Annotated in this window: 15 protein-coding genes; 10 read left to right on the plus strand and 5 right to left on the minus strand. The window is 45.7% G+C overall.

What is annotated here, in order from left to right; all coding sequences use genetic code 11:
* Nucleotides 1-65 precede the first annotated feature (65 nt).
* The gene (locus AC4BAP_RS04810) at nt 66-311 is read right to left on the minus strand and encodes a type B 50S ribosomal protein L31 (protein WP_490581487.1); all 246 of its coding nucleotides are present in this window, start codon (nt 309-311) and stop codon (nt 66-68) included.
* Between the two features lie 170 nt (nt 312-481).
* Between AC4BAP_RS04810 and AC4BAP_RS04815 the strand changes: the two genes are divergently transcribed.
* From AC4BAP_RS04815 to secDF, 6 genes are all read left to right on the plus strand, one after another.
* Nucleotides 482-991, plus strand: a complete 510-nt coding sequence (locus tag AC4BAP_RS04815; RefSeq protein WP_490581488.1) for a phosphoribosyltransferase family protein — start codon at nt 482-484, stop codon at nt 989-991.
* A gap of 183 nt (nt 992-1,174) precedes the next feature.
* Nucleotides 1,175-1,756, plus strand: a complete 582-nt coding sequence (locus AC4BAP_RS04820; protein WP_490581489.1) for a non-canonical purine NTP diphosphatase — start codon at nt 1,175-1,177, stop codon at nt 1,754-1,756.
* A gap of 76 nt (nt 1,757-1,832) precedes the next feature.
* Nucleotides 1,833-2,453 (plus strand): uridine kinase, encoded by a 621-nt coding sequence (gene udk / locus AC4BAP_RS04825; protein ID WP_490581490.1) that lies wholly within the window; start codon nt 1,833-1,835, stop codon nt 2,451-2,453.
* On the plus strand, nt 2,450-3,142 hold the full coding sequence (locus AC4BAP_RS04830) for a potassium channel family protein (protein WP_490581491.1): 693 nt from the start codon (nt 2,450-2,452) through the stop codon (nt 3,140-3,142). Before udk ends, AC4BAP_RS04830 begins: the two co-directional genes overlap by 4 nt.
* A 45-nt stretch (nt 3,143-3,187) precedes the next feature.
* Nucleotides 3,188-3,559: an RNA methyltransferase gene (locus AC4BAP_RS04835; RefSeq protein WP_490581492.1), complete on the plus strand. Its 372-nt coding sequence runs from the start codon at nt 3,188-3,190 to the stop codon at nt 3,557-3,559.
* Nucleotides 3,560-3,718: 159 nt separating this feature from the next.
* On the plus strand, nt 3,719-6,694 hold the full coding sequence (secDF, locus tag AC4BAP_RS04840) for a protein translocase subunit SecDF (RefSeq protein ID WP_490581493.1): 2,976 nt from the start codon (nt 3,719-3,721) through the stop codon (nt 6,692-6,694).
* A gap of 657 nt (nt 6,695-7,351) precedes the next feature.
* Here secDF and AC4BAP_RS04845 read toward each other — a convergent pair.
* A complete protein-coding gene (locus tag AC4BAP_RS04845; RefSeq protein ID WP_490581494.1) occupies nt 7,352-7,963 on the minus strand; it encodes a NifU family protein in 612 nt (203 codons plus the stop codon).
* 213 nt (nt 7,964-8,176) lie between these two features.
* Between AC4BAP_RS04845 and AC4BAP_RS04850 the strand changes: the two genes are divergently transcribed.
* Entirely contained in the window at nt 8,177-9,565 is a 1,389-nt protein-coding gene (locus tag AC4BAP_RS04850) for a sodium:proton antiporter (RefSeq protein ID WP_490581495.1), read from the plus strand.
* Between the two features lie 87 nt (nt 9,566-9,652).
* Here AC4BAP_RS04850 and aroC read toward each other — a convergent pair whose 3' ends face one another.
* Together aroC and AC4BAP_RS04860 are read right to left on the minus strand one after the other, a co-directional pair.
* Nucleotides 9,653-10,732: a chorismate synthase gene (gene aroC / locus AC4BAP_RS04855; protein WP_490581496.1), complete on the minus strand. Its 1,080-nt coding sequence runs from the start codon at nt 10,730-10,732 to the stop codon at nt 9,653-9,655.
* On the minus strand, nt 10,729-12,123 hold the full coding sequence (locus AC4BAP_RS04860) for a BatD family protein (protein ID WP_490581497.1): 1,395 nt from the start codon (nt 12,121-12,123) through the stop codon (nt 10,729-10,731). The genes aroC and AC4BAP_RS04860 overlap by 4 nt, the downstream gene beginning before the upstream one ends.
* A gap of 489 nt (nt 12,124-12,612) precedes the next feature.
* Here AC4BAP_RS04860 and AC4BAP_RS04865 point away from each other — a divergent pair, with 489 nt between their 5' ends.
* The 3 genes from AC4BAP_RS04865 (at nt 12,613) to AC4BAP_RS04875 (ending at nt 14,603) form a co-directional block, all read left to right on the plus strand.
* Nucleotides 12,613-13,335 carry a ferritin-like domain-containing protein gene (locus AC4BAP_RS04865; RefSeq protein WP_490581498.1) on the plus strand — a complete coding sequence of 241 codons (723 nt, stop codon included), beginning with the start codon at nt 12,613-12,615 and terminating at the stop codon, nt 13,333-13,335.
* 18 nt (nt 13,336-13,353) lie between these two features.
* Nucleotides 13,354-14,154 carry a ferritin-like domain-containing protein gene (locus tag AC4BAP_RS04870; protein ID WP_490581499.1) on the plus strand — a complete coding sequence of 267 codons (801 nt, stop codon included), beginning with the start codon at nt 13,354-13,356 and terminating at the stop codon, nt 14,152-14,154.
* A 257-nt stretch (nt 14,155-14,411) separates the two neighbouring features.
* Nucleotides 14,412-14,603: a hypothetical protein gene (locus tag AC4BAP_RS04875; protein WP_490581500.1), complete on the plus strand. Its 192-nt coding sequence runs from the start codon at nt 14,412-14,414 to the stop codon at nt 14,601-14,603.
* 3 nt (nt 14,604-14,606) lie between these two features.
* Here AC4BAP_RS04875 and queG read toward each other — a convergent pair whose 3' ends face one another.
* Nucleotides 14,607-15,554 (minus strand): tRNA epoxyqueuosine(34) reductase QueG, encoded by a 948-nt coding sequence (gene queG, locus AC4BAP_RS04880; protein ID WP_490581501.1) that lies wholly within the window; start codon nt 15,552-15,554, stop codon nt 14,607-14,609.
* Nucleotides 15,555-15,733 lie beyond the last annotated feature (179 nt).

The following is a 15,733-nucleotide window of genomic DNA, read 5'->3' on the forward strand; positions in this document are numbered from 1 at the left end:
TAAAAAAGTCTTCCTGATTTTTGCAGGAAGACTTTTTCTAAAACGTTTTAACCGGGTAAAACCGCTTATTTTTTCTTGTAACGCGTGTTGAATTTCTCTACACGGCCAGCAGTATCCACGAAAATATTTTTACCAGTATAGAAAGGGTGAGAAGCAGAAGAAACTTCCACTTTGATAACTGGATACTCTTTTCCGTCTTCCATCGTAATAGTTTCGTCAGAAGTCATTGTAGAACGAGTGATAAATTTGAAATCACTAGTCATATCCTGGAAAACCACCTCTCTGTACTCTGGGTGAATGCCTTTTTTCATTATTATAAACGTTAATTAACCTTAATTTCTGAATCGGACTGCAAATTTAACAAGTTTTTTGTAAACTAAAACGGTTATCACCAAATTATTTTATACCAGCCTTAATTCCTGTAACTGATAGGATTATCTTCTTAAATTTGCCTAAGCGCTAAACCTAAGTCAACCAAACCATGACACCACAAACGCAAAGCCTGATACTGGATAAGAGCCAGATAGAGCAAAAAATTACCCGCATGGCCTACGAGATGTACGAGCGTAATTTTGAGGAGCAGGAACTTGTGCTGGCCGGCATCTACCAGAACGGCTATGCCTTTGCGCAGAAGCTGGCAGAGAAACTACAGGCTATTTCACCTGTTAAGGTGCACCTGCTGCAAGTACGAATCGATAAAACTGCCCCACTGGAAGCTCCGGTTACACTTTCGCCGGAGGGTGTTGATCTGGAAGGCAAAAATGTGATTTTAGTTGACGATGTGCTAAACACGGGCAAAACCCTGGCCTATACTTTAAACAAACTGCTCCCCCTGAACCCTAAAAAAGTAGAAGTAGCCACCTTGGTAGACCGCCATCACCCGCTATACCCCGTTGCCGCCACTTACACAGGCTATTCTCTAGCCACTACCCTGCAGGAGCATGTAAATGTGGTACTGGAAGACGATGAGGTAGCAGCTTATGTGTTGTAAAGTTAAATGGTTTAATGGCTGCATGGTTAAATGGTTAATTTACTTTCTTCCAATGCCATTTAATTATATCATCTTGAATATATACTAATGGCGAACTGAAGTATTTATAAATGTATGTAAGCTGTCTGAAATCCTCTCAACAATTCAACCATTTAACTATTTAACCATTTAACAATTTAAACGATGAAAAGAATCTGCTTCGCCACCAACAACAAGCACAAGATAGCCGAGGTAAGCCAGATGCTGGAAGGCAAGTATGAGTTGGTGGGCCTGGAGGAGATTGGCTGCTACGAAGAACTGCCCGAGGAACAGGATACGATGGAGGGCAACTCCCGCCAAAAAGCGCAGTACGTGTGGCAAAAGTATAACATCAGTTGTTTTGCCGATGACAGCGGCCTGGAAGTGGAGGCATTGAACGGTACGCCGGGTGTTTACTCGGCTCGTTATGCCGGCCCGCAACGCTCCGACAGCGACAATATAAACCTGCTGCTTAAAAACCTGGAAGGGCAGACGAACCGAAGAGCCCGATTCAAAACCAGCATCACCCTTATACTTAACGGGCACGAACACCAGTTCGAAGGCACCGTAAACGGAACTATAACCAAGGAGTGGAAAGGCAACAAAGGCTTTGGCTACGACCCGGTTTTTCTGCCAGACGGCTATGAACAGACCTTTGCCGAAATGTCCGGAGAAGAAAAAAACGCCATCAGTCACCGTGGCCACGCCGTACGCAAACTGGTAGATTTTTTAAAATCTCAGGGTTAACGTATAATTTTTTGCGAGCCCTATGGTCTTGTTCTGCCTAAACTCTTAATTTTGTAGCCTGAAACTAAAGCTTCCAATGCAAAAGCCATTTATCGTCGGGATTACAGGAGGTAGTGCTTCAGGAAAAACCACTTTTTTGAATAAACTACTCAGTTCATTCTCACCGGAACAAATTTGCCTGATCTCACAGGACAATTACTACAAAGACCGGGAACACCAGACAAAAGACCCGAACGGAGTCATAAACTTTGACCTCCCTTCCTGCATCGACGACGAAGCCTACGCGGCTGACATTAAAAAAGTAAGCCAGGGCGAAACCGTTTACCGCAAAGAGTATACTTTTAACAACCCCAACGTAGTAGCCAAGCAACTTGAGTTTAAACCGGCTCCGATTGTTGTGGTGGAGGGCATCTTTGTTTTCTACTTTGAGGAGGTTGCCAAACTGCTGGACTTGAAAGTATACATCGACGCCAAAGAGTACATAAAACTGCAGCGCCGCATCGTGCGCGACAAAATTGAGCGTGGTTACGACCTGGATGACGTGCTGTACCGATACACGCACCATGTGGCCCCTACTTACGAAAAGTATATCAAGCCTTACAAGAACGACGCTGACATCATCATCCCGAACAATGCTAATTTTGAGCGTGGCCTGGATGTACTCACCACTTTCTTAAACGCTAAAACAAAAGCATGAGAAGCAAATTTGCGGTAATAGGACTGGGTATCTTCGGCAACTCGATAGCCCGCACGCTGGCAGAACGCGGCGCAGAGGTAATTGCCATCGACAACGATGAAGACCACGTGGAGGCCATTAAAGACGATGTAGCCTATGCCGTTGCCCTCGACGCTACCGATATCCGTGCCCTGGAAGCCCAGAACATTCAGGACATGGACGCCGTGGTAGTGGCCATCGGCGAGGACTTTGAGGCATTGCTTATTACCACAGCCAATTTGCAGGAGCTTAATATAAAGCGTGTAATTACCCGTGCATCCAACAAACAGCAGCGCCGCATACTCGAGAAAATGGGTGTGCAGGAGATACTGTCGCCGGAGGGTGAGGTAGGTAAAACCGTGGCAGAACGCCTGTTGCAGCCAAACATACGCACCTTTTTGCCTCTGCCTGACAACTACGAGATCGTGGAGATAAATGCGCCTCGCAACATCGCCAACCGCAGCCTGGCAAAAATATCCCTGCGTGAGAAGTATAACCTTAACCTGATCACCATCAAACGCTTTTTTGAGGAGATACAGGATGGCAAACCTACGCAGGTAGAGCACATTATTGGTGTACCAAAAGCGGATACCATCATCTATCCATCAGACATTCTGATCCTTATCGGAAAAAAGAACGACGTAAAGCGATTTGTTGATGTAAACCGCTAAATTTTTCTGATTTTTTCGGAAATAATTTTACATTTGTGGTTATACATGCCAAAAGCGAAGAACATACCAAGCCATTTAAAGCATCTTTTGATGACACTTACCCTGCTGTGGGCACTAATGCTCAACGGTCAGGAAGTGGTGGCTTATACTTGCGCAGCTGAGGCAACCCCACAACAGACAGACATCCGCCTGGCTGGTCAGCAGGAAAACAAGACCGTTGTAAAGCAGAAGGTATCTTTAGAGGCCACTACCTCTTTTGTAGCACTAAACCTGCAGCAGGCCGTTGAGCCGCTACCGCAGATTACCTTTGCCAACCCAACCGATGATATTCTTTTAGCTGCCTATACTACCATTCCGCCAAGTGCAGGGTATTTAGCGCAGATATTCCCGATTTCCGTTCAGCCCAACGCCCCCTAGGCTGAAACTCCCCTTCTCTTATATTACCCGGCTTACGCTGCAAAACACACAGATAATCAAGCCGATACGGAACAACTATACTATTTATAAAGTTGAGTTAGATAGTTTCCGTTTTTTAGTTTGTATTTCAATTTCACCTATACTTTCACTAATTAAACAATGCGTAACAAATCGTTAATAATCGCTTTAACGGTAATTGTATCGGCTATCTGCCTTTACTTCTTATCGTTTTCGTTTGTTGCCAGCCGCATCCAGGACAAAGCCGAGGCTTATGCCACCGATGCACAAGGCAACATAGATATGGCTAAGCAGCAGGCTTACCTTGATTCCATCTGGAATGAGGAAGTGTTCCTGGGCATGACATATCAGGAGGTAAAAGAAAATGAACTTGGCCTTGGCCTTGACTTAAGAGGCGGTATGCACGTTGTGCTTGAGGTTTCTCCAGTTGAGATCATCAAGTCAATGTCTGGCAACAGCAAAGACCCTAATTTCCTGAAGGCCCTGGAGCGTGCTACAGAACTGCAGCGTAACAGCCAGGAGAGCTTCACAACTCTTTTCGAGCAGGCTTACCGCGAAATCGAGCCAAATGGCCGCTTAAGCCGCATCTTCTCCAACACTGCTAACCGTGGCAAGATTTCTTACGAGTCTTCTAACGAGGAAGTAATCGAAGTGATTGATCAGGAAGTAGAAGAAGCCATTGACCGCTCATTCAACATCCTTCGCACACGTATCGACAAATTCGGCGTTACGCAGCCAAACATTCAGCGCCTGAAAGGCACTGGCCGTATCCAGATCGAATTACCGGGTGTAGATAACCCTGACCGTGTTCGCAAGCTTCTTTCCGGCATGGCGAACCTTGAGTTCTGGGAAGTATGGTCTCCGCAAGAGTATGGCCCATACTTTATGCAGGTTGGCCAATACCTTGATAAGCAGCAGGAAGCTGGTAAACTTGACCTGAAAAAAGCCGCTGCACCTAAGCAGGATGCACTGTCTGCAGCCGCAGCTGCAACCGACACTACTACTAAAGACGCTTTAGCCCAGGCTGCTACCGGCGACACAAACGCCGTAGCCGCTACACAAGATACTAACGCAACTGCCGCACTAGACACAACTGCACAGCAGGGTGGCGTACTGGCAAACCTTTTCGTGCCTACTCCGGGTGGCTTGCTTGCCAACGTGCGCGATACAGCCAGAATCAACGAGATCTTCAGCCGTCCTGAGGTACGTTCAATGTTCCCTCCGAACATGAAGTTCTTATGGTCTGTTAAGCCGGTTGCCGGCGAAGGCAAAACACAGTTTGTTGAGTTCTATGCGATTAAGAAAGGTCGTGATGGCAAGGCTCCGCTAGGTGGCGACGCTATCAACGATGCACGTCAGGACTTCGACCAGCAGGGCCGCCCTGAGATCACGATGACAATGAACGCTACAGGCTCTAAGAAATGGGCTCGCTTAACTGGCGAGAACGTAGGCCGCCAGGTTGCTATCGTACTGGACGACTATGTATACTCTGCCCCAGTGGTACAGAGCGAGATCACAGGTGGTAACTCTTCTATCTCTGGCAACTTCACTATCGAAGAAGCACAAGATCTTGCTAACATCCTGAAGGCAGGTAAAATGCCAGCTCCTACGCGTATCGTAGAAGAGGCTGTAGTTGGTCCATCACTAGGTAAAGAGGCTATCAACCAGGGTTTACTTTCTACTATCGCTGGTTTAGTTGTAGTAGTTGTATTCATGATCGGTTACTACAGCCGTGGCGGTTTCATCGCTGACCTTGCCCTTGTGTTCAACGTATTCTTCATCCTGGGTATCCTTGCTCAGTTTGGCGCTGCGCTTACACTTCCTGGTATCGCCGGTATCGTACTTACACTGGGTATGGCCGTGGATGCGAACGTACTTATTTTTGAGCGTATGCGTGAGGAGGCTAAAAAAGGCCTTAGCATGCGTGAGATCATCAACAAAGGTTACGACAAGGCATTCAGCACTATCTTGGATGCTAACGTTACAACGTTCCTGGTAGGCTTTATCCTATACTTCTTCGGCTCTGGTCCGGTAAAAGGCTTTGCCATTACCCTGATGATCGGTATCGTTACTTCATTCTTTACATCAGTATTCATTTCTAGACTGTTTGTAGAAAGCACGTTCAAGAAAGCTGGTAAGCTGTCTTTCTCTTCTGCGCTGTCAGACAACATGTTCCGCAACATTACATTTGATGTAATGCGTTACAGAAAAGCTGCTTATGCGTTCTCATTAGGCGTTATTGCGTTCGGCTTTATTGCGATGTACATCAACGGTGGCCCTAACCTGGGTGTAGACTTCAGAGGTGGACGTTCGTATGTGGTTGAGCTTGACAAAGCAGTTCCGGCTTCTGATGTCCGTTCTACGTTGCTTGACAATTTTGAAGGCGCTGGTACAGAGGTTAAGACTTTTGGTGCATCTAACCGTGTGAAAGTAATTACAAGCTGGTTGGCTGACGACGAGAGCCTGGAGGCAGACAACAAAGTAAGAGCCGCGCTTGACGAAGGACTTGCCACATACGCTGACCTGAACCCGGAAGTGCTAAGCTCTTCTAAAGTAGGTGCAACTATGGCAGACGACATCCAGAACACAGCGTTTATCGCTATCATCCTGGCTTTAGTTGGTATCTTCCTTTACGTGATGATCCGCTTCAGAAAATGGCAGTTCTCGCTGGGTGGTGTTGTGGCCTTGCTACACGATGCCTTGATGATCATTGCCGTGTTCTCTATACTTGACCTGTTCGGTATATCTTACGAAATGGACCAGGTGTTCATTGCTGCGGTACTTACCATCATCGGTTTCTCTATCAACGATACCGTGGTAATCTTTGACCGTGTACGTGAGTACATGAACGATAACCCACGCACTAAGATCAGAGACCTGGTTAACCCGGCGCTTATCAGCACGTTCAGCCGTACGATCATCACATCACTTACCCTGTTATTAGTGGTTGTGATCCTGTTCTTCTTCGGTGGTGAAGTTCTACGTGGCTTCTCCCTGGCGATGATCATCGGTGTGTTGTTCGGTACTTACTCTTCCCTGTTCATCGCTACGCCAATTGTAGTAGACACAGTAAAAGAAGAGCCTAAGCCAGCTACTGCAACAGCAACACGCGCTTAAGTATAAACACAAGTATAAATCAGAAGCCCGGGGCAGCACTGCTCCGGGCTTTTGTGTTTATTGGGACTATATGATTTTGAGGACATCTAGGCAGTGCCGGGTCCAACCACCCCTGTTGTGTTACCTCTCCCCAGCCCTCTCCTTTTATCGAGGGCCCCTACCCCCAAAACAGGAGAGGGAGCTTTACCCTTCACATATGCAATCAGGGTAGTATATGATATTGTTGGGACAGATCGCAACCTATTCAGATGATAGTGTTAGCTATGATTCATACATCTCCAATTAGTAATGGTAGAAATTCCCCTCCTGTTTTTAGGAGGGGCTAGGGGAGGTGAAACTCCCCGCCTTAGACTCTAAAGGGGGCCCCTTCACCCCCAGGAGGGGATAAAGGGGTGGTTCGACCCGGAATTGAAGAAATTCCCCTCTGGGGGTAGGGGCCCTCCTTTAAAGAGAGGGGCAGGGGTGTGTTAATCGTCTGAAGAAACTCCACTACTTAATGATAGTGGCTCGAAGATGGTTGGACCCGATAATAACCAGAAATCATAAAAACCCAATCAATCTCATTAATCTACGGTCAATCTCCTTAATCACCGGTCCAAAAAAACAGCCAGCCCTTATTCAGAGCTGGCTGCTTTATACTTTAACAGATGCTATACTTTAGATAGTCACGCCGTCGGCAACTACTTCTTTTACTTCCGGCACCATGCGCTTCAACAGGTTCTCGATACCAGCTTTTAACGTTACTGTTGCAGATGGGCAACCGCTGCAAGAGCCTTGCAGGTGTACGGTTACCACGCCATCATTATAAGACTTAAATGTAATGTTACCGCCATCCTGCTCTACAGCCGGACGTACATAGTTATCAAGCAGGTCAATTACCTTTTTGGCAATCTCAGCGTCCTCAGCCGATGTCTCGCCATTAGCCTCTGTAGGAGCAGCTTTCTTAGCAGAGAAGCCTTCAACAAAGATCGGGCCGCCGGCCTCTACATAAGACTTCAGGAACGTGCGCAGCTCAGGTATAAGCTTAACCCACTCCAGGTCTGAGTTTTTGGTGATAGTTACAAAGTTGCTGGCAATGAACACACGCGAAACGTAGTCGAAGTTGAAAAGCTCCTGCGCCAGCGGCGACTCCATGGCACTCTCCAGATTTGGATAATCTACGCTCTGCCCTTCAGGCAAAAGCTGCTGGTTCATCACAAATTTCATCGATTCCGGGTTAGGGTTTGCCTCAGCATAAACCGAAACCACTTTTTCTTTATTTTCTGACATGTAAATCTCTCGTTTTAAACTAGAACTAGTGCATACTGCATTAAGTTTCCAAAATTAGGCATTATTTCCGACGAAGTAAACCATTTGCATGTATATACATAAATTCTTCTAACTGCTTGCCCCCGGTCTTTTGGGGTGGCTATTTAAGGGAGAAAATGTATCTTTGTGCCACAACCAATTAATTGACCTTATCAATACCGCACTGATCTAGACATGCTGAACAACTTTATATTTCTGGTGCAATCACAACACGCAGCCCCTGCGTTTCTGATTATACCTTTCCTGATACTGATCGGAATGATTGCTGCCGGCCCTATCTTCTTCGGACACTTCTGGGAGCACAACTACAAAACAATAGCCGTAACCCTGGGCCTTGCGGTGCTGGCTTACTACATTTTCGCGCTCGGCGATTACCACATGCCGGTGCATACTTTCTTTGAGTACGCCTCGTTTGCCATACTTCTGAGCTCGCTTTACATTGCCGCCGGTGGTATCTATATAAATATTAATGCCAATGCCACACCTGCCATGAACGTGGCCCTAGTAGCTGTTGGTGCTGTTTTAGCAAACTTCGTGGGTACAACCGGTGCCTCTTTGTTATTGATCAGGCCTTTTATCCGCCTCAACATTCACCGCATCAAGGCTTATCAGATCGTGTTCTTCATCTTTATCGTGAGTAATGCTGGTGGTTTGCTTACACCGCTTGGTGATCCTCCGCTTTTCATAGGCTTCCTGAAGGGTGTGCCTTTCTTCTGGACACTACAGCACTTATTTACGCCATGGGTATTAACAATTGCGCTGCTTTGCCTTATCTTCTTTTTTATTGACCGCAGAAACAAGGAAACCGAATACACGCCGCGCCCTGAGGTAGTTGCCAAAAACGAAGCCAAGACCGAATTTTACGTAAGCGGAAAGCGCAACCTGTTCTGGCTGGCCATCATTATCGGTGCCATTTTCCTGGACCCTAACGTAATTGAAGGACTTCCGCACATTGCTTATGATGGTAATAAGTTCTCTTTCCTACGTGAGATCATTCAGCTTTCTGCCGCCTTCGCCTGTTTCAAGTTCTCGAGTAAAACAGCGCTGGCTGGAAACCAGTTTAACTTCCATCCTATTTTGGAGGTGGTGTTCCTATTCTTTGGTATTTTCTTTACCATGATGCCGGCCCTGCAATTGTCTGCAGCTATTGCCTCGTCTCCGGAGTTCTCGCAGTATATCACGCCAAACTTCCTATACTGGGCCACAGGCTCGCTTTCTGGTTTCCTGGATAATGCACCAACCTATGCTAACTTCCTTTCACTGGCCATGGCCAAGTATGATATGGCACAGAACAGTGTAGTGGAGGTAAAAGCGTTTGCCACCGGTACCGGCGCCGACCCTGGCACGCTTGTACTTTTAGAGGCAATCTCACTGGCAGCTGTATTGTTTGGTGCATTCACTTATATCGGCAACGGCCCTAACTTCATGGTAAAAGCTATTGCAGAGAGCGCAGGCATCAAGATGCCTTCTTTCTTCGCTTACATTGTGCGTTACTCTATCCCGTTCCTGTTACCTGCACTTATACTTGTATGGTACTTAGTTGTGTACCTGAAGCTTTTCTAAAAAGAAAGTTTAAAATATAAAACAAAAGCGCCGCCCCAATACTAGGGAGCGGCGCTTTTGTTTTATACTGATATGCTTGTGGTCTGCTTATACTTTACTTACCTGCTGCCTTAACAGAAAATCGGCGATAACCAACGCAGCCATGGCATCCACTATAGGTACAGCACGAGGCAACACACACGGGTCGTGTCGACCTTTGCCTTGCAGCGTAATATCCTCGCCGGTGTCGTTTATGGTTTGCTGAGGTTGAAGTATAGTGGCAACAGGCTTGAAAGCTACATTGAAGTAAATATCCTGCCCGTTGCTGATGCCTCCCTGTATACCTCCGGAGTTGTTGGTGCGTGTGCGAACATTTCCGTCCTCATCAGTATAAAACTGATCATTGTGCTCGGAGCCGCGCATACTTACGCCTTCAAAGCCACTGCCATACTCAAAGCCTTTCACAGCGTTTATACTTAGCATGGCCTTACCCAGCTCAGCGTGTAGCTTATCAAAAACAGGCTCACCCAAACCGGCAGGCACACCTTGTATCACGCAACTTACTACCCCACCAATGGTATCCAGATTATCGCGGGCTTCTTCTACCACACCAATCATGCGGGCAGCTATTTTGCCATCAGGACAGCGTACTTTATTAGCGTCAATCTTATTAAGATCGAGCTTGGAGTAGTGTTTGCGCAGCTTTACCCTGCCCACCTGCGATACATAGGCGTTAACCGTGATGCCATACTTTTGGAGGAGCTTCATGGCCAGTGCACCGGCAGCTACGCGTGCCACTGTTTCGCGGGCAGAGCTGCGGCCACCACCACGGTAATCGCGGGTGCCATACTTGGCAGCGTAAGTATAATCGGCGTGTGACGGACGGTAAGCGTGTTGTATATGGCTGTAGTCGTGGCTATGCTGGTCTTTGTTGTTTACCACCAGGGCAATGGGCGTGCCTGTTGTCTTCCCTTCAAAAATGCCCGAAAGTATGGTTACTTTGTCTTCCTCCTTGCGGGGTGTTGTTATGTCAGACTGACCGGGACGGCGGCGGTCCAGGGCATGCTGGATCTCTGCTTCACTTATCTCCAGTCCGGCAGGGCAGCCATCTATAATTACGCCAACAGCAGGGCCATGCGACTCGCCAAAGGTGGTTATTTTAAAAAGCTTGCCATATGAATTGCTCATGCGTTTCTGTTCTTTAAGAATACAAATGCTGATACTGCCAACAATACAAAAAGTATAATGTTTGTGTATCGCTTAATCTCATCGAAGAAGTGAAGACTTACCAATGTGTTGTCTTCATTTTCGATGATGTTGTAAAAGGAGCCCAGATCCCGGGACAGCACAAGGGCATCACTGTCCTTGGCACCTGTTACATACACCTGCAAAGTTGGGCGCAGCGTATCGTAGGTAGCAGTGGCTGGGTTGAAGTATATCCATTCTATAGTGTTGCTAAGGTCATATGTGCCAGGCTCACGCGGCAGCACGGCATACGAAAAAGATTTCTCTCCTAATACCCTTCCTGCGCGCCTTGTCACATCCTGGCGCACATCCGGCGGGTAAAACTCGAGGCCAGGGGGGGCCTCCGGCGACGGCGGCATCACGGCATCCAGATTACCTTCCCCCACAATTTCAAACTGGTACGTAAAGCTCTTGTTTACCGGTACCCGCTTGCTAGACACTTGTTCACGGAGCCTGTAGTTACCCACTGGCACTGTATTGCGCAACGGATGCGCCGGCAATTCCATCACTTCCACTACACGCTCACGGCTATAAAATGTCTTAAAGCCCTCCTGCCTGTCCTCGGTTAGCAGATTTGGTGTTTTGGCCACTTTATACTTTACCATTTTAAGCTGCAGCTGCGGGAACTTTAAAGGTTGCAGGTTTAAAGGGTAATACACCGCCTCATAAAGCCTGAAACGCAGGTATGGCTTGCCCTCTACTTTCACGTTTTCCGGGGTAATTTCAGAGAAGTCGAACGTTTCTTCCCATACATTAGGTTGTTTTACCTGCCTTAAGATACCGGTTATCTGGTTGGCAAAGTCATGAAAATCAAGTAGCCGCTGGTCTTCCTCGGCCAGGTAAAAGTATAAGGCTACGTTAAGTCCCTCCCCTACAAACACCTTTTGCTTATTTGTGTAAAGTGATAAGAAAGCGTTATCGTCTTTGTCTATAAATTCAATTTCATCGCTTCCCGGCTCCTGCCTATCCTGCGGTTCGATCAGATCGGCTATAACGGGGCCCTGTGGGGTGGCAGCCTGCATGGGTACTACTTTTATGGCCATGCCCTGCGACTGCAACGTGGCACCGTTCACCTTCATGGTAAATGGTTTCAGCAGGTAATCGCCTTCTTCCAGGGCAGCGTAGTTTTGCGTATAAGTACGGATCACGTTGGTAACGCCACCCACTGTTATTGTCTTCTCTGAGGAGTAGCGGTTACTTTTTTTAAAGCCATCTATCTCCGGGAAAGGGGTGTACTCTTTCAGTTGCTCGTCCTGCAGTTTAATGGAAATGGTAAAATACTGATTGATTGGCAACGGACTTTTACCCAACTCAATGCTTGCTTGTTGGGCCAAACCTGGCACATACAAGGCTAAAATGAAGGTGAGTAAAAGTATGATGCAGCGCACTGTGTAATACGAAGTGGGTTATACAATTATGCCAAAAGTAAAATTAAGCATTTTATTTAATGCCCTTTGCAGTAATTGTAAATCATATCTGCTTGATACCTCGTAATCTAATTTTTTGCATAATTTTATCAACAAGTTATATAAACTTTTAAATTTATAAAAATTCCAATATAGTATAGCCCTAATATTTATATTGAATGAGCTTAAAACGTCATTTAGTTGCTTTAAAGACTTTAAATAGCTATTTGTTAAGCAGACACACCTATATATCTGAATATCAATAATCTAAAAATTTCAGTTTTTTATCCCCTTATCTGTTTTTAAAGCTAAATCCAAGCAGGCTCTTTACAACGTAATATTGAAGTAATATCCTTTAGAATGTCAACAATCAAAGGATGAGTACCTTAAACAAATTTTACATTAAAAGTAAGAGCTATGACCAAATTATCATTACATGGCAAGAATCAAGACGGGTTAAAACGTTCTCTTGTTGACCCTATGCACAGGCGTAACTTCCTTAAACATGCTGGCGCGGCCGCAGCTATAACAACATTATTGTTTACCTCCTCCTGCGACGATGACGATGACGACGACCCGAACACGGTAAACCTCGGATCAGGGGATATAGGGATTTTAAACTATGCTTATGCCCTTGAGCAACTGGAGGCAGCATACTATACAGAGGTGGTAGCCAAATCCGGGAGTGCGTTATCAGCTAGTGAGATGCAGGTAATGATGGATTTAAGAGCACATGAAGTAGCTCACAGAGAGTTATTTAGGACTGCTCTTGGCTCTAATGCTATTCCAGCTTTAGAGGTTGACTTCAGCTCTGTCAATTTCACAAACAAGTCAAGTGTACTCCAAACAGCCAAAACTTTCGAAGACTTGGGCGTAGCCGCCTACAACGGAGCGGGCAACCTGTTTACCGATACTGGACTTGGATTAGACTATTTATTATTGGCTGGTAAAATAGTTTCTGTGGAAGCTCGGCATGCAGCTGCGATACACGACTTAATCAGTAACAATACCAGAAAATTTGGTGAGGGCGAAGTAATTGACTCAAACGGCCTTGATCGTGCATTGGCCCCGGCTGACGTATTATCTGCAGCAGCACCTTTTATCAAAACGAGAATTAATTTCAGTAACCTACCAAAATAAGCGAAAGGAATATTAGCTATGAATATTTTCAAAATTATACAGGATATAGAAAAAGTAGATGGCGAAGTATATGAGCGCCTGTCTACAAGAAGAAAAGCCTTTAGCGAGTTTGGTAACTTCGGAAAGAAAGTGGCGATGGCGGCAGTACCAATTGCGATGGGCTCTATGTTTAAAAAGGCTTATGGGCAATCTACCAACAGCGTAGTGGATGTACTAAACTTTGCATTAACGCTGGAGCACCTCGAAGCTGAATTTTATGTACAAGGCCTTAACTCTCCCGGACTAAATTTTGGGACGAACAGAACATTTTTTGAGCAATTACGCAACCACGAGCAAGCGCATGTTCAGTTACTGAGAACGACCATTCAAAGCTTAGGAGGCACACCTGTTGCTAAACCAAACTTTGATTTTTCGGCAAAAGGAGCTTTCCCTGACTGGAATGTCAACTTACAGACTTATTTAGCTTTATCTCAGGCATTCGAGGATACTGGTGTTAGAGCCTATAAAGGTCAGGCTGCAAACCTGGTCAGCAATAACAATGTTCTAACAGCTGCGCTTAAAATACATGCGGTTGAGGCGAGGCATGCTTCAATTGTAAGAAGGATAAGAGGCTTAAAAGGATGGATCACACTTGATGAGCGAGGTGCCTCTATGCCAGCGGCTACACAACCAGTATACAATGGAGAGGCTCAGACAACACAGCTGGGTGTCAATGTTCCCACTGTTTCCAATGTATCTGCCAATAGTGTGAGCGAGGCGTTTGATGAACCACTTACCCGACAGGCAGTACTTGATATTGCAAGTTTATTTATCGTTTAGCTAAATAAATTTTCAGCAAAATAGCCACCTTTGTTGATAGAGGTGGCTATTTTGTTTTAAACTGACTTACAACGCTTTAAATCCCAACTCAGGAAGACAAAAGGATAATTGAAAATATAAAACTAACTGCTTATGCTATACCATTTTTAACTTTATCAATAATTTTTAATATATTTACACTAGAATTTAAGATCTGAAAGCAACTTTTTTAACCTGTTCCGTAATTAAAGAACAGAATAATTCATTAGCCTACCACAATGCTAGAATACATTAAAACCATTTTGCTGAAGGTTAGCTTCGACAAGATGCTGTTTGAAAAGGAGCTTCGAAAAGCCTTCAAAGTTTTAGTAAAAGAAGAATTAATTGAGCTTAAAAAATGGTGCTACGACCAGTTCTCTGGCATGTACTCCATAATCCTGAACAAGGTGTTCGCAAAGGCACAGGTATAACCCTTAATCTTTTTCGGGGCTTTCCTGCTGTACAAACTGGATGTTACGCAACATCCCCTTAAACCCTGTACGCTTTACCGCAGATTTCTTAAACAACTGCGCAAAAACTTCCTGTGTAAGTTCCTGCCAGTCTTTGGTCTTCATGTGGGCCAGTTGCGGGTGTGCCGTAAAAGCTGGTTCCTGGTGTGGTTTGCTAAACCGGTTCCAGGGGCACACATCTTGGCAAATGTCGCATCCAAAGATCCAGTTCCCGAACTTGCCCTGCATTTCGTTTGGCAGTTGATCCTTTAGCTCTATGGTAAAGTATGAGATGCACTTGCTGCCATCCACTACATATGGCTCCACAATGGCATTGGTGGGGCAGGCATCGATACAGCGGGTGCAGGAGCCGCAATAGTCTTTTATTGGCCCATCTGGCTCCAACTCCAGATCAATTATTAACTCCGCAATAAAATAAAAGCTGCCTATCTGCGGGGTTATCAGGTTTGAGTTTTTGCCTACCCAACCTAAGCCGCTTTTTTTTGCCCAAGCCTTGTCAAGTACCGGCGCCGAATCCACGAAGCAGCGGCCACCCACCTCGCCTATTTCCTCATTAATGTAATGCAGTAGCTCATTCAGCTTGTCTTTGATCACAAAGTGATAATCGGTACCATAGGCATACTTTGAAATCTTGTAAGTATCCTCGTCCTGTTGCTGGTCCTCTTTGGCAGGATAATAATTTAGCAGCAGCGATACCACGGTTTTAGCCCCATCAACAAGCAAACGCGGGTCCAGGCGTTTATCAAAGTGGTTCTCCATGTAGTGCATCTGGCCATGCATGTTCTGGTTGAGCCAGCGCTCCAGCCTCGGTGCCTCCTCTTCCAGGAAATCTGCTTTGGATATACCACAGTACATAAACCCCAGTTCCCTGGCCTTCTGCTTTACCTGATATGTATACTTCTCTCTGCTCAATTTATACTTTGTGCCGCTGTTTATACTTTCGCTGCCGCCTTAAACAACAAAAGTAAGGCAAAATAAATCCAATTACAGATTAAACCGGATTTTGACCGCAGATTAAACCAGATTTTGACCACAGATTAAAACTGATTTTAATGATTAGGCATGATTATTTTCTTCGCTTTACGCCAACC

The sequence above is a fragment of the Pontibacter sp. GD7 genome, assembly GCF_058216375.1.